7 protein-coding genes are annotated in these 14,577 nt (G+C 68.5%); 4 read left to right on the top strand and 3 right to left on the bottom strand.

Going from position 1 to position 14,577, the window contains the following annotated elements; genetic code table 11:
- Positions 1 to 321 precede the first annotated feature (321 nt).
- The 4 genes from BIV24_RS29590 to BIV24_RS29575 are packed head-to-tail and all read left to right on the top strand — an operon-like array spanning position 322 to position 3,885.
- A complete protein-coding gene (locus BIV24_RS29590) occupies positions 322 to 2,043 on the top strand; it encodes a gamma-glutamyltransferase family protein (protein ID WP_079168638.1) in 1,722 nt (573 codons plus the stop codon).
- Complete coding sequence (locus BIV24_RS29585) at positions 2,040 to 2,594, top strand: VOC family protein (protein ID WP_079168637.1); 555 nt, start codon at positions 2,040 to 2,042, stop codon at positions 2,592 to 2,594. The genes BIV24_RS29590 and BIV24_RS29585 overlap by 4 nt, the downstream gene beginning before the upstream one ends.
- Before the next feature lie 2 nt (positions 2,595 to 2,596).
- Positions 2,597 to 2,986: a Rid family hydrolase gene (locus BIV24_RS29580; RefSeq protein ID WP_071369545.1), complete on the top strand. Its 390-nt coding sequence runs from the start codon at positions 2,597 to 2,599 to the stop codon at positions 2,984 to 2,986.
- A gap of 2 nt (positions 2,987 to 2,988) precedes the next feature.
- Positions 2,989 to 3,885, top strand: a complete 897-nt coding sequence (locus BIV24_RS29575) for an LLM class flavin-dependent oxidoreductase (RefSeq protein ID WP_071369544.1) — start codon at positions 2,989 to 2,991, stop codon at positions 3,883 to 3,885.
- 558 nt (positions 3,886 to 4,443) lie between these two features.
- On the opposite strand, the gene BIV24_RS32770 is transcribed toward BIV24_RS29575, so the two are convergent.
- From BIV24_RS32770 to BIV24_RS29565, 3 genes are all read right to left on the bottom strand, one after another.
- Complete coding sequence (locus BIV24_RS32770) at positions 4,444 to 5,163, bottom strand: LmbU family transcriptional regulator (protein ID WP_281247785.1); 720 nt, start codon at positions 5,161 to 5,163, stop codon at positions 4,444 to 4,446.
- A 122-nt stretch (positions 5,164 to 5,285) separates the two neighbouring features.
- Complete coding sequence (locus BIV24_RS29570) at positions 5,286 to 8,918, bottom strand: ABC transporter ATP-binding protein (RefSeq protein WP_071369543.1); 3,633 nt, start codon at positions 8,916 to 8,918, stop codon at positions 5,286 to 5,288.
- Positions 8,919 to 8,980: 62 nt separating this feature from the next.
- On the bottom strand, positions 8,981 to 14,560 hold the full coding sequence (locus tag BIV24_RS29565; protein ID WP_281247784.1) for an amino acid adenylation domain-containing protein: 5,580 nt from the start codon (positions 14,558 to 14,560) through the stop codon (positions 8,981 to 8,983).
- Between the last annotated feature and the right edge of the window lie 17 nt (positions 14,561 to 14,577).

Below are 14,577 nucleotides of genomic sequence, written 5' to 3'. Positions count from 1 at the left end.
CGCGTCGCCCATCCCTTTTCCTCACGGCACCGTACCGTCACCATATGCTCAGTGGAAACCGCACCAAAGGGCACACCGGTCAGGCGCCGCGTACAGCACCATTCGATATTGACCGACTCTACTTGTTCGAGCAGCAAGATATTGGTGGATCGGTGCTATCATCACGTCTCGCCGACGAGACGACCGAGCCGATTACCTCAATTTCCTGCCAGGCAAATATAGAGCCAGAGGACGGGTGTTCACGTGCGTTTTGGAAGGCCGCAACTGGTTGGCACATTCGGTGCTGTTTCCGCCACCCACTGGCTGCCCTCAGCAGCCGCGATGGCGGTCCTGGAACGAGGTGGAAACGCCTTTGACGCGGCAGCGGCCGCCGGTTTTGTGCTGCAGGTCGTCGAACCGCACTTCAACGGCCTCGGCGGAGACGTGCCCATCGTCGCCTATACTGCGGAGACCGACCGAGTCCAGGTCGTCTGTGGGCAGGGCCCCATGCCGCAGGCCGCCACCATCGAACACTTCACCTCCCTGGGTCTGCGGCAGATACCGGGATCCGGGCTACTGCCCGCCGTGGTGCCCGGGGCGTTCGGAACCTGGATGCGGCTCCTCGCCGAGCACGGCACCCTGCCCCTGGCCGATGTCTTGGAGCATGCGATCGGGTACGCCGAGAACGGCTTCCCGCTGTTGGCTGGAACAGCGGACACCATCGAACTGCTCGCTCCCCTCTTCGCGACGGAGTGGAAGGAGTCGGGCCGCACATACCTGCCGCACGGACGCCCCCCTAAGGCCGGGCAGCGCTTCCGTAATCCCGCGCTGGCCAACACCTACAAGCGTCTACTCAGGGAGGCGACCACCGCCTCCGGCCACCGGGAAGCGCAGCTGGCAGCGGCGGAGAAGGCCTTTTACCAGGGCTTCGTCGCCGAGGCTATCGACGCGTTCGTCCCGGGCCATGAGCTGCTCGACTCGACAGGGCGGCGGCATCGCGGGCTGCTGACGGGCCAGGACCTGGCCGACTGGCGGGCCACCGTGGAGAGTTCGGTCCGGCTCCAGTACGGCGAATACACCGTGCACAAACCCGGGGCTTGGTCGCAGAGCCCGGTCTTCCTCCAGCAGCTCGCCCTCCTGGACGGATTCGACTTGGCGGGTATGGGCCTCGACAGCGCGGAGTACCTGCATACGGTCACGGAGTGCGCCAAGCTCGCCTTCGCCGACCGAGAGGCGTGGTACGGAGACCCCGAGCACAGCGACGTACCTCTCGACATCCTACTGAGCGCCCCGTACTCGGAAGCCCGACGCGCCCTGATCGAGGAGAAGGCCGCCGAGACGCTGCGTCCCGGTTCTCCCGGCGACCGCACACCCGTTATACCCGAATTGCTGTCCGACGAGGCACCGGCCGATGGCGATTACTGGATGGGACAGATCCACAACGGACTGCCCACCATCGTGAAGGCCACCGCCGCCCGCAACGACACCTGCACGGTCGTCGTGGCCGACCGTCTCGGCAACATGGTGGCCGCAGTGCCAAGCGGCGGCTGGCTGAAGAGCTCGCCGGTCATACCAGGGCTTGGCTTCTCCCTGGGCACTCGGGGGCAGACCATGACCTTGCAGGAAGGTCATCCGAACTCTCTCGCGCCGGGCCGTCGGCCGCGGACCACCCTCAGCCCCAGCCTCGTCCTCAAAGAGGGCAAGCCCGTTCTGGCCTTCGGTACTCCAGGTGGCGACCGGCAGGACCAGTGGACCCTGGAGTTCTTTCTCGCGGTGGCCGACTTCGGCCTGGACCTGCAGTCCGCCACGGAAACGCTCGCCTTCCACACCGACCATTTCTCGGCCTCGTTCACCCCACACGAATCGCGTCCAAAGGTGCTCACCGTGGAACGCAACTGCGCGCCCGAGGTCGTCGAAGAACTCGTCCGCCGAGGACACGAGGTGGAGCTTGTGGACGAGTACTCACTGGGCAAGGTGTGCGCGGTGGGCATCGATCACGACAAGGACGTGTTGATGGCCGCGGCCAGCCCACGCGGCCGCCAGACCTACGCCATGTGCCGATGACTCCGACGAGATGGGATGACCACGTGGCCGATACACGCACGACGACGAACCCGATCCTGACACGCGCCGACGATGCTGACCCAGCACGGCTCCGGGTTCACCACATAGCAGTACAGACAGGTGATCTCGATGGCAGCATCAGCTGGTACGAAGAGTTCTTCGGGGCTGAGGTCGCCTGGACTCTCGACCGGTTCTCGGACCTGAGCATGGAGCGGCTGCCCGGCCTCTCAGGTCTGGCCGAACTCACCGCCGGCGAACTCCGGTTCCACCTCTTCACACGAGGCTCTGAACATGGTGCGCCGCCGCCCGCCGACACGAACCAGTTCCAGCACGTGTGCGTCGAGGTGGCGAGCTCCGAGGAACTGCGCAGCTGGCACGCCAGGTGGCACTCCATCCGCAACTCCGGGAAGTACACCTTCACCCGCAACATCCCGGCGACCGATATCGTCGTGGATAGTGACGGCGTGGAGAGCTTCTACGCCTACGACACCAACGGTGTGGAGTTTGAGTTCACCCATCTCCCGAACGGCCGGCCCGGAACGGAGAACTGACCATGAGCGAGCGCCGGCTCATTGCCACGGGAACGCGTTTCGAAAAGTTCTTCGGCTACTCCCGTGCCGTGCGGGTCGAGCCCTGGGTGACCGTCGCGGGCTGTACGGCCGCAGGCCCCGACGGGGGCGCAAACATCGCGGCGCAGAACACCGAGTGTCTGCGCCGGATCGAGAGCGCGCGGAAGGAAACCGGCGCATCCCTCGAAGGCGTCGTGCGCGCCCGGTTCTACGCCAGCGCCATTAGCCCTCTGGAGGCCTACGGCGTTGTGCATGTCGAGTCCTTCACCCAGGTGCGCCCGGCGAGCACGATTGTCGAGGCGGCCCTGGCTCACCCCTCGTTGCTGGTCGAGGCCGAGGCCGATGCGATCACCAACGACCTGGCCGGGGAGTGACCATGCGTGTCGGAGTACTCGTCCTTCCGGAGAAACGCTGGGCGCAGGCCGCCCGGGAGTGGCGCGCGGTCGAGAAGCTCGGGTTCGATTCGGCGTGGACGTACGACCATCTGTCCTGGTCCAGTCTCGCTGACGGCCCCTGGTTCTCTGCCTTTCCGGTTCTTACCGCGGCCGCGTGCGCCACCAGCCGGATCTTCCTGGGAACGCTCGTCACGTCGCCCAACTTCCGCCATCCCGTCACCACGGCGAAGGACGCAATTGCCCTCGATGACATATCCGGCGGACGGTTCGTCCTGGGCGTCGGTGCCGGTTCCGTAACCGCCGGTGATGCGCAAGTGCTCACCAGCAGGGTCGTGCCGGGCGGTGAACGGACCGCCAGATTCGAGGAATTCGTCGAGCTGACCAACCTCCTGCTCCGTCAACCGGTCACCACGTACGAGGGCAAGTACTTCCGCGCGAACGGCGCCCGTATGTACCCAGGCTGCCTGCAACGCCCGCGTCTTCCCCTCGCTGTCGCGTCAGCCGGGCGGCGTGGCATGGCACTGACCGCCCGGCACGGCGACGCGTGGGTGACGACGGGCCCCGCCAACTGGGCCGCGGGGTTCACTCCTCAGGAGTGTCTGGCCGCGGTGACGGACCAGATCACTGCCCTCCGTAAGGCGTGCGAGCGCGTCGATCGCGATCCGGAGACCATCGACCGGATCTTCGTGGCCACCGATCCCGCGGGCAACTTCCTGGAATCCCCAGACGCCTTCCTACATCTGTCCGAGAGTTATGCGAAGGTCGGCATCACCCATCTTGTCGTGCACTGCCCTCGCGCGGAAGGTGTCTACGCCGCGCCCTCCGACAGCCTCGAGCGCATCGCTGAGGAGGCCCTGCCAGTCGCCCGCGACCTGTGACCTCCCCTCCGTTCCCCCGATCAGGCGTCCGTGGGCCACTTTCTGCGGTGTAGTTCGTGCAAGAGGCCTGCAGCCCTGCTCGGAGTAACCGAAATGGTGGCCGCACGGTCGAGGTTGTCAGGCCGCTGCGAGATGTCGATGCTGTGTATCACCACGCCGACGTTGGCCACCTCGCTGAAGAGGCGAACCAACTCGGTCGGCCGGTCTTCGACGAAGACGTCGATGTCCGCAGTTCGGTCTCCATGGTGATCACGCACCTGCCGGGGATGTGGTGGCAGCCGTCGCTGCCACACTGGATGAACTCCAGCAGATGACCGTCAGCCTCCGCAGGCGAGCGACTTTTGGTCCGCGGCAGTTCTGAGTGTCTCCAAGGTGGCGAGGTCACAACCCAGTTCTTCGAGTTCACGCCTGGACGTAATAGCGAGCGGTGCCCCTCGAATGGTGAGACGCGACGACCGGTGCCCCTCAGGCCGACGGCACGGCGACCACCGCCAGGTCCACCTTCCTGGGGTTTCCTCGGCCGTCCCAGCACCGACCACTTCGGCGATGCGCATCCGATCAAATGGCCCCATCGACGATGGATGAGATCCAATCCGTCAGAGTCAGGTTACTCCGTCGTGCAGCTTCCCTCCATCGTTCGAGACGCGTCTCATCTAACTGGAGGCTGAGCTGAACCTGGCGTCGGCATTCAGCATGTTCTTCGCCCGACGTGCTGGCCCGGATCTGTTTGCGCAGCTCGTTCCTCGACCAGTTCAGTCGGACGGCAAAGTCGAGCCAGTGGTCCTGTTCGACTTCCGAAAGGGCAGCAACTTCCATGTGATGTTGAAATGTGAGACTGCCTCGCCGACGAGGCGGTTCGAATTTTCTCGCCACCCAAGCATAGTTCCGCAGCGTTTGATAGTCGAGCTTGGTCTCCTTCATCGCCCGGCGATATCGGTCGCCGTACTGGTTCTGACCGAATATCAGCCAATCACCGATCCACCAGGCTGACGAATCGGATACCGTGAGGATCCTTCCCCCTAGGCGGCACCAGGCCTCCAGGGAGAGATTCTGCGGGATCTGCAGCCTGGTTCGCTCGGCCGAAATATCCAAGCCGAAATACAAGACGTCGCTTGATTCCTTACTGCCAAAGGGCGTCGCCTCTTCTGCAGCCGCCCTAACCGGAGTGTTACCGCTTCGCGCAGCTTTCGTAGCTGCCTGACCAGACGCGACCACGATGCCTCCCGTTTCCGTCGCCAGCACAACCAAGTAGGCGTGGCCTGGGTCTATCCAGGACACGCTGCTTCGCCCCAACGATCTTCAGATTAATTTCGATCTTGGGTGACGGCCCGTCGACGGAATCGGAGGACCTTTCCGTGTTCAACTGACCGCGTTCTTCGCGTCGTCCGTCATCGGCCAAGTCACCGGGTGACCGGAGAACCCTCCCTGTCGTGTCCTGGTACGGCGGCTTTCCACAGTCCCGCGTAGTAACCACCCCGGGAGAGGAGTTCATCGTGGCTGCCGTCCTCCACGACGGTGCCGTCGTCCATCACGATGATGCGATCCGCGCGGGCGGCGGTGGCCAGGCGGTGCGCCACGAGCAGTGAGGTGCGGCCGACGGTCAGCCGGGCAACGCCACCGGACACGGCCGCCTCGGTCGCCGGATCGAGCACCGAGGTGGCCTCGTCGAGCAGGAAGACGTCCGGGTCGACGAGCCAGGCGCGCGCGAGAGCGACGAGCTGACGCTGCCCTGCGGAGAGGTTCCGGCCGCCCTCCCAGACCGGGTGCCGGTAGCCGCCGGGCAGCCGGGATAGCAGCTCGTGGGCGCCGACGGCGCGGGCTGCGGCGATCACCTCGGCCTCCGTCGCGGCGGGACGGCCATAGGCAATGGCGTCGTGCACCGTGCCGCCCGAGAGGTGTGTCTCCTGCGGGACGATGCCGAGCCGGCGCCGGTAGTCCCCGAGTTCCAGGGTGCGCAGGTCGAGCCCGTCGACCCGGACAGCACCGGATGACACGTCGTAGAACCGCCCGACCAGTTTGACGAGCGTGGACTTACCCGCGCCGGTCTTGCCGACCAGCGCGACCGTCTGCCCGGCCAGGATGCTCAGTCGTACGTCGTGGACCGCGTCCCGGGTGGTGCCCGGATAACGGTAGCGGACGTCCATGAGGTCGATGGCGCCGACCACCTTCCGTACCGGCAGGGGACGTTCGGCACTCGGCGTGCCGCTCGGGGTACGGAAGAGGTCCAGCATCCGGCGGAGCCCGACGGAGGCCTGCTGATAGCTGTCGAAGACCTGCGAGAGCTGGAGCACCGAGGCGAAGAGCACGTCCACATAGAGCAGGAACACCACGAGCAGCGCGATGGTCGAAACGCCGGAGCGGACCCGCTCCGCCCCGAAGGCCAGCACGCACGCGGCGCAGGCCGTGGGCAGTAGCTCCACTATCCCGAAGTAGCCGGCGGCGTAGCGCTGGGCGCGCAGTCGAGCGGTGCGGTAGGTGGCGCTCTTGCGGGCGAACCACTCGGCGACGCGCTCCGTCTGCCGGAACGTCTGGGCGATGCGCAGGCCCGCGACGTATTCCTGCAGTGCGGCGTTGAGGGCGCCCGAGCTGTCGCGGGCGGCATCGTAAGCCTTGACGGACGTCACCCGGAAGACAACGGTGGCCACGGCCAGGACGGGCAGCGCCGCACACACCACCAGGCCCAGCCGCCAGTCCAGGGCGAGCAGCACGGTGAGGACGGTGACGGTGGAGACGAGGCTGACGAGCGCCATGGCGAAACCGGTCTGGCTGAACGCGGCGACCGCGTCCACGTCGGCGGTCAGTCTGGTCATGATGCGCCCCGACAGCTCCCGCTCGTAGTAGGACAGGTCGAGACGCTGGAGGTGGGCGAAGCCACGCAGCCGCAGCAGGTAGCGGATCCGCTCGCCGAGCAGGCCGTTCGTCCGGATCTGGGCCAGGCTGACCGCCCAGCCCGCCAGTACGACGGTGACGGCGGCGATCGACGTCCCGAGCAGCACGGGCGACGCGGACCGCTGGATGCCGTCGTCGATGCCGGTGCGGATGAGCAGCGGCACGAACACGCTGCCCAGCGCGTCGAGGAGGACCAGAATGGCCCCTAGCGCAAGGGCACCGCGGAAGGGGCGCAGCAGGCGACGCAGACCGAAACCGGGTTCCGCATCGGAAGCCGGCGCGATGGCGGCCGGGGCCAGGTCGGCGAGTGCCTCGGGGGCGGCCGGGTCCGGGGCGGCGAGGTCGCCGGCGGCGGCCGGGGCCGCCAACGGCACGGACACGTCCCGGTGCTCCGGCTGCCGGACCACCGCTGCCCTGTCCTCGCCGTCCGGTTCCCGTGCCGGTCCAGCCAGCAGGGCCTGGTACGCGGGACAGCGGGCGACGAGTTCAGCGTGGGTGCCGCTGTCGACAACCCTGCCGCCGTCCAGGAAAGCAATCCGGTCGGCGAGTTGCAGGGTGGCCCAGCTGCGGGCGATGAGCAGGGTGGCCCGGCCGCTCCTAACCTGCCGGAGCGTGGCATGGATCTCCTTCTCGGTGCGGGGGTCGACGGCCGAGGTGGCGTCGTCGAGCAACAGGACACGCGGGTCAGTGAGCAGCGCGCGGGCCAGTGCGATGCGCTGCCGCTGCCCGCCGGAGAGGGTGAAGCCCCTCTCGCCGACCCGGGTGTCGTAGCCGTCGGACATTTCACGGATGAACCCGTCGGCTCCGGCCGCCGCGGCTGCCGCGGTCACTTCGGCCGGGGTGGCGTCCGGGCGGCCATAGGCGATGTTGTCGCGTACGGTTCCGGTGAAGAGGAAGCTGTGTTCCGCTACCAGGCCGATCGCGGAGCGCAGCGAGTCAGCGGTCAGGTCCCGGATGTCGTGGCCGCCCACGCGCACGGCGCCGCCCCGCACGTCGTAGAACCGCAGGAGCAGCTGTGCCAGCGTCGACTTGCCGGATCCGGCCGCGCCCACGAGCGCGAGTGTTTCGCCGGGCCGCACGATGAGCGAGACCCCGTCGAGGGCCAAAGGGGCATCGTCGTCCGTGCCGTAGCCGAAGGTCACGTGCTCCAGTTCGATACCGACCGGCCCGGGCGGCAGATGCGCCGCGCCGGGCCGGTCGGTCACCAGCGGCCTGATGTCAATCAGCTCGAAGACCCGCACGACGCTGGCGCGCGCCTGGTGGGCACCGGTGACGACGGTGGCCAGACCGCGCAGCGGGGAGATGATCTGCGCGACATACGTGGAGAACGCCACGAACGTGCCGAGGGAGATGGAGCCCCGCGAGGCCAGCCAGCCGCCGGTGGCGAGGATGCCCACCTGACCGAGGAGCGGCAGAGCCTGGAGGGTCGAGCTGTACAGGGAGTTGAGGCGGACGACACGGCGCCGTGCCGTGAACAGCTCGTGCGCGGCGGCGCCCAGCCCCCGCAACTCCCGTTGCTCCTGGGCGAACCCCTTCACCACTCGGACGCCCGCGACCGCGCCGTCGACAACGGAGGCGACGGCGGCCTCGCGCTCCCGCGCCTCCAGGGTGGCAGGGTACAGGTGCCGACTGCTGTGCCAGGCGGTCAGCAGCAGTGGGGGCAGCACGATCAGCATCACCAGGGTAAGCAGCGGCGAAAGGGCGACCATGACCGCAAGGGACAGGATCAGCAGCAGGACGCTGGCGAGGACGTTGGGCAGCAGGGTGACCAAACCTTGGGCCATGGACAGGTCGTAGATCGACCGGCTGACCAGCTGCCCGGTCCGCAGGGCGTCCTGGCCCGCGCCGTCGAGCTGGGACAGCGCGCGGAACGTGCGTATCCGCAGATCATGCTGGACGTCGCAGGACAGGCGCGCCGCGAGACAGCGTTGCGCGGCGCCGGCGCCGAAGCGGACGAGTCCGGCGCCGGCGAGCGCCATCAGGCAGGGCAGCAGGGGCAGATCGCCCGCGACGATGACCCGGTCCACGATGGCCCGGCTGATCAGCGGCATCGCGGCCGCGGCAGCGATGGCCACCACGGCTGCCGCCAGGGTGAGCGCGATGGTGCGGGGGTAGCGACGGCAGCAGCCGAGGAGGCGCCGCATCGGAGAGGCGGACGGGCCAGGCCCGCCAGTACGGCGCGGCCCGCGCCGCCAGGCGGAAGGCGTCACTGAACGCCTCCGTTCCCGGTGAGCTTCGCGGTGACCACCTCGGAGATCTCCTTGAGGGGCTCCCCGGTGGTCATGTCGGCGTGGGCACAGTCGACCGGGTGGTCGGTGATGTGTCCCTCCACGTAGGGCGCCCACAGGGTGTGGGCGCCTTGCCGGTCCGGTCGGCCCGCGGTGGCGGTGAAGAACTCCACGTCGCCACGGAACACCTCGGGTCGGTGATTTGCCGAGATCCGCATGCCGTTGGCGCAGACGGCCACGACCCGGGCGAGCGTCTTCTCGTCGAGCCCGGTGAGGGCTCCGCCCTGGTGTCGCAGCAATTCCGCCGCCTTGACGAGCGGAGGGACGGCTGCGCCGCGCAGTTCATCTTGGATGCCCATGTCGCGCAGCAGCGCCTGCAGGATACCCGCCTCATCCGGAATATCTGTTTCGTCCATGTCGATGCCGCTGGGCGGGTAGCCGTCGAGGAGCCCCAGGAATGCGACGCTCTCCCCCTGCTCCTGGAGCGTGGTCGCGACGGCGTGCGCGGCGATGGCTCCGAACGACCAGCCGAGAAGGTGGTACGGGCCGGTCGGCTGTACCGCGCGCATCTGGGCCGCGTAGTCGGCGGCCATCTCCGCCAGGGAGCAGGGCAGTGCCCGTTCCTCGGCGATGCCGCGCGCCTGCAGCCCGTACACCGGCTGGTCAGGGTGGAGGTGCTGCAGCATGCCGACGTAGGCCCAGCTCAGGCCGCTGGCGGGGTGTACGCAGAAGAGCGGGGGCCGGTCGCCGTCCGGTCGGAGTGGCATGAGCTGGGCCAGGCCGTCGCCCGGGTCCTCGCCGTCGAACCTCTGTAGTAGGCGCGCCACCGTAGGGGCCTCGAATAGCGCCCGCAGGGAGACCCGCACACCGAAGACAGTCTTGATCCTGCTGATCAGGCGCGTCGCGAGCAGGGAGTGGCCGCCGAGAGCGAAGAAGTCGTCGTCGATGCCGACCCCGGTAGTGCCGAGTACTTCCGCGAACAGGCCGCACAAGGCCTCCTCCTGCGGGTTGCGCGGCGCACGCCCAGCGCTGCGGGCGGTCACGTCGGGCCGTGGCAGAGCCCGCCGGTCCAGCTTGCCGTTCGGGCTGAGAGGGAAGGCCTCCAGGACCGCAAAGACCGTGGGCACCATGAAGTCGGGCAGCAGCCCCGCCAGGCAGCCACGCAGCTCGTCGAGGTCGAGCAATGCGCCGTCGGCGGGAATCACATAGGCGACGAGCCGCTGGTCGCCGGGCCGGTCCTCACGGAGCACGACGGCGGCCTGGGAGATCTGCCACTGCGCCGTCAACGCCGCCTCGATCTCGCCCAGTTCGACGCGGAAACCACGCAGCTTGACCTGCTCGTCAACCCGGCCCAGGAACTCCAGCTCGCTGCCGCGGCGCCGCCGCATGAGGTCACCGGTGCGATACATGCGCGCTCCGGGAGGCCCGTAGGGGTCGGCGACGAAGCGGTCGGCAGTCAGGCCTGGGCGGCCCGCGTATCCGCGGGCCAGCTGGCCGCCGGCGAGGTACAGCTCGCCGGGAATGCCTGCGGGCACCGGCCGCAGCCCGTCGTCGAGAACGTATGCACGCACTCCGGGCACCGGACGGCCGACCGGCACACAGGCGTCGGTTCCGGTGCGGTCGTCCCTAACCTGATGGTGGGTGACCTGGACGGTGGACTCGGTGGGTCCGTACAGGTTGACGCACGGCACACCCCAGGTGTCCCGGGCGAGTTCGGCCAGGGCGGCGGGCAGCGGTTCACCGCCGACAAAGAGCCGCCGCAAGGACGTCTGCGTGGTACCCGCCGCCACTGCGGCCGCACACAACTCGGACAGCAGTGACGGCACGACCTGGACGACTGTAACGCCGTGCCGGGCGAGCTGGTCGGCCAGTTGGTGCGGGTCGGCGGCCACATCGGCGCTCACCAAGTGCATGGCGGCGCCGGTGAGTAGCGGCAGCCAGATCTCCCAGACGGCGGCGTCGAAGCTGAACGAGGTGCGGGCGAGCACCTTGTCCGTGGCGTCGAGGGGGTAGGTCCGGGCCATCCACCACAGATGGCCGGTGACCGTCTCGTGGGCGACGACGACGCCCTTCGGCCGGCCCGTGGAGCCCGAGGTGTAGACCAGATACGCGGGGTGGCCGGGCAGGAGCGGGCGGTGCCGCGCCGTGTCCGGCACGTCTGCGCTGGCCTCCCGGGCGATGTCCTCCGCGACGTCCTCGAGCACGATGACCCTGCCCTGCGGCATGGACTCCCCCTGTGCCGCGCTCGTGAGCACCGCGGTGGGCCGGGCGTCCTCCAGCATGTGGGCGATCCGCTCGGCCGGGTACCGCGGGTCCACCGGCACATAGGCGGCGCCGGTCTTCAGGACCGCGAGCATCGCCACCACCGCGTCCGCAGAGCGCGGCAGCACCAGGGCCACCGTGGTCTCGGGACCTGCGCCGTGTCCGATCAGGTACCGGGCGAGGCGGTTGGCCCGCGCGTTCAACTCGGCGTAGGTAAGTTCCGCTCCATCGAGGACGACGGCCGTCGCCTCCGGGACGCGGGCCGCCTGCTCCTCGAAGAGGTCCGGCAGTGTCCGCGCGTCGGTGCCGGCGTCCGGACTCTGCGCGCCGCCGACCAGTTCCTCGTACTCGTGCGCGGACAAGATGTCCAGGCCGCTGACGGGCCGGTCGGCGTTGGCCACGGCGGCGGCGAGCAGTCGCCCGAGCCGCTCGGAGATCTGCTCGGCCGTCACCCGGTCGAACAGGTCCATCGCGAACTCGAAGGTTCCGACGAGCCCCGCGGGCGTGCCGTCCGGGCCGCGCGTCTCGCGGACGCTCAGTGACAGATCGAACTTCGCCGTGGTTGCGCGTGTCGCTTCCGCGGCGACCGCTAGGCCGTCGAGCCGTACCTCGGCCTGTTCCGTGTTCTGGAAGGTCAGCATGACCTGGAACAGCGGGTGCCGCGATGTGGAGCGGGCAGGGTTCAGCACCTCAACGAGATACTCGAACGGCACATCCTGGTGCGCGTATGCGGCCAGGTCCACTTCCCTCACCCGGCCGACGAGTTCGCGGAAGGTCGGGTCACCGGACAGGTCCGTGCGCAGCACTAGCGTGTTCACGAAGAAGCCGACGAGGTCGTCCAGCGCCTCGTCCGTACGGCCCGCAACCGGCGAACCGATCGGGATGTCCGTACCCGCACCCATCCGGGACAGCAGGGCTGCGAACGCCGCCTGCACCACCATGAACATGCTCGCGCCCGACTCCCGGGCCAGCTCCGCCAGGCCCGCGTGGGTGTCCGCATCGAGGGTGAAGGCCACATGGTCGCCCCGGTACGACGCCGTCGCGGAGCGGGCCCGGTCGACGGGCAGCTGAAGCTGTTCGGGCAGCTCGGCGAGGTGGTTCTTCCAGTACGCGACCTGGCGGCTGAGCACGCTGTCCGGGTCGGTCTCGTCGCCGAGCAGCTCCCGCTGCCACATCGCGTAGTCCGCGTACTGCACCGGCAGCGGCTCCCACGCAGGGGCGCGCCCCTCGGTGCGGGCCGCATACGCCCTGGCCACATCCCGCGCCAACGGTGCCATCGACCAGCCGTCACCCGCGATGTGGTGCAGCACCACAACTAGGACGTGTGCGGTGTTGTCCACCGCGAACAGGCAGGCACGCAGCGGTGGTTCGGATGCCAGATCGAAGCCGCGCTGCGTCTCGTCGGCCAGGGCATGGGGCAGCTCGGCCTCGCTCAGCGGCACGGCGAGGAGGGTCGGGCACGCGTCGTCCACGTTCAGGACCCGCTGGAAGGGCGTGCCGTCGGCGCCCTCGGGGAACACAGTGCGCAGCGACTCGTGCCGGGCGATCACATCGCGGATCGCCGCACGCAGCGCGGCCTGGTCCACGGCACCCGTGACGCGCAGAGCGATGGGCAGGTTGTACGCCGAAGCCGTACCACCTTCGAAGCGGTTGAGGAACCACAGACGACGCTGGGCAAAGGACAGCGGCACCTCGGCTGGGCGGTCCATCGGGGCCAGCGCCGTCCTCGCTGCTCCGGCGTCCGCGACCCGCTCAGCGAGCTGGGCCACTGTCGGCCCCTCGAACAGGACACGAAGGGGCAGCTCCACGCCGAGCAGTGCACGCACCCGGCTGATCACCCGGGTGGCGAGCAGAGAGTGGCCGCCGAGGTCGAAGAAGTTGTCGTCGATACCGACCCGCTCCACGCCCAGCACCTCGGCGAAGACCGCGCACAGGACCTCTTCCTGCCCGCCCCGCGGGCCGCGCCCCGAGGCGGTGTACTCCGGGGCCGGCAACGCCCGCCGGTCGAGTTTGCGGTTGGCGGTCAGGGGCAGCTCCGCGAGCGTCACGACCGCGGCCGGGACCATGAAATCGGGCAGCCGCTCCCACGCATACCGGCGCAGCTCACTAGCGTCGAAGGCTTCCGCCTCACACGGTATGACATAGGCGACCAGACGCTTGTCCCCGGGCCGGTCCTCCCGCGCGACCACAGCCACCTGCGACACCAGCGGATGCCCGGCAACCACCGCCTCGATCTCACCCAGCTCCACCCGGAAACCACGGATCTTCACCTGGAAGTCCGCCCGCCCCAGGAACTCCACCGTCCCATCCGCACGCCAGCGAGCCAGGTCCCCCGTCCGATACATCCGCTCACCCGCCCACTGAGCGAACGGGTCGGCCACGAACCTCTCACCCGTCAGCCCCGGCTGCTTCAAATACCCCCGCGCCACCTGGTCACCGGCCAGATACAGCTCCCCAGCCACACCCACCGGCACCGGACACAGCCGATCATCAAGCACATACACCCGACTGTTGACCAACGGCCGGCCAATCGACGGCAACACCGGCCACAGGCGAGCATCACCCTCCAACGCCAGCGCAGTGACACCGTGGGTCTCCGTCGGTCCGTAGTGGTTGTGAAGCCGACGTCCCGGCACCCTGGCGAAGAAGTCGCGCACCGAGTCGCGTACGGTCAGTGTCTCACCGCCCTGTGCGACCTCGCGCAACCGCGGTAGCGGCAAGTCGAGTTCGGTGGCCGCTTCAGCGACCGCCTCGATGACGAGGTTGGGTGCGTGCAGCTGGTTCACGCCGTGCCGGTCGAGCCAGCGCACCAGTTCCACGGGATTTCTGCGAACGTCGTCACGGGGCACGGCGAGGGTTCCGCCGGACCAAAGGGTGGAGAAGATCTCCTGTGCGGCGACGTCGAAGCTGATGGACGTGAAGTGGGCGGTGATCCCACTGCTCGCGCGGTCGCCTCTGTGCCAGGCAAGGAGGTTGGCCATCGCCCCGGCCCGGAACACCACAGCCTTCGGACGGCCCGTCGATCCCGACGTGTAGATCACGTATACCGGATACTCGGACAGCAGTTCCCCACCGCGCTCGTCGGCCGTCAACTCACCATCGGAGTAGCCGTCGAGGGGTTGCGCAGGGACGTCTACAGCACGCTCCGTCCACTTCTCGGGCACCTGCTGAAGCGTCTGCGCCGAGCCCAGTACGCACACCGGGTCGGCGTCACCGAGCATGTACGCGATCCGCTCAGCGGGATACTCCGGGTCCACCGGCAGATACGCCGCCCCGGTCTTTACCACCGCCAGCAACGCCACCGGCAACCACT

The organism is Streptomyces colonosanans, from assembly GCF_001866645.1.
In the GTDB taxonomy this organism is placed as follows: Bacteria; Actinomycetota; Actinomycetes; order Streptomycetales; family Streptomycetaceae; genus Streptomyces; species Streptomyces colonosanans.
Note: the sequence above shows the minus strand (reverse complement) of the source record. Positions and strands in the feature narration are given on the sequence as shown.

What these genes read in the sequence shown, in the direction of transcription:
- BIV24_RS29570 (WP_071369543.1), bottom strand. Translation starts at nt 8,918, where the DNA reads ATGCGGCGCCTCCTCGGCTGCTGCCGTCGCTACCCCCGCACCATCGCG.
- BIV24_RS29575 (WP_071369544.1), top strand. Translation starts at nt 2,989, where the DNA reads ATGCGTGTCGGAGTACTCGTCCTTCCGGAGAAACGCTGGGCGCAGGCC.
- BIV24_RS29585 (WP_079168637.1), top strand. Translation starts at nt 2,040, where the DNA reads ATGACTCCGACGAGATGGGATGACCACGTGGCCGATACACGCACGACG.
- BIV24_RS29590 (WP_079168638.1), top strand. Translation starts at nt 322, where the DNA reads ATGGCGGTCCTGGAACGAGGTGGAAACGCCTTTGACGCGGCAGCGGCC.
- BIV24_RS29580 (WP_071369545.1), top strand. Translation starts at nt 2,597, where the DNA reads ATGAGCGAGCGCCGGCTCATTGCCACGGGAACGCGTTTCGAAAAGTTC.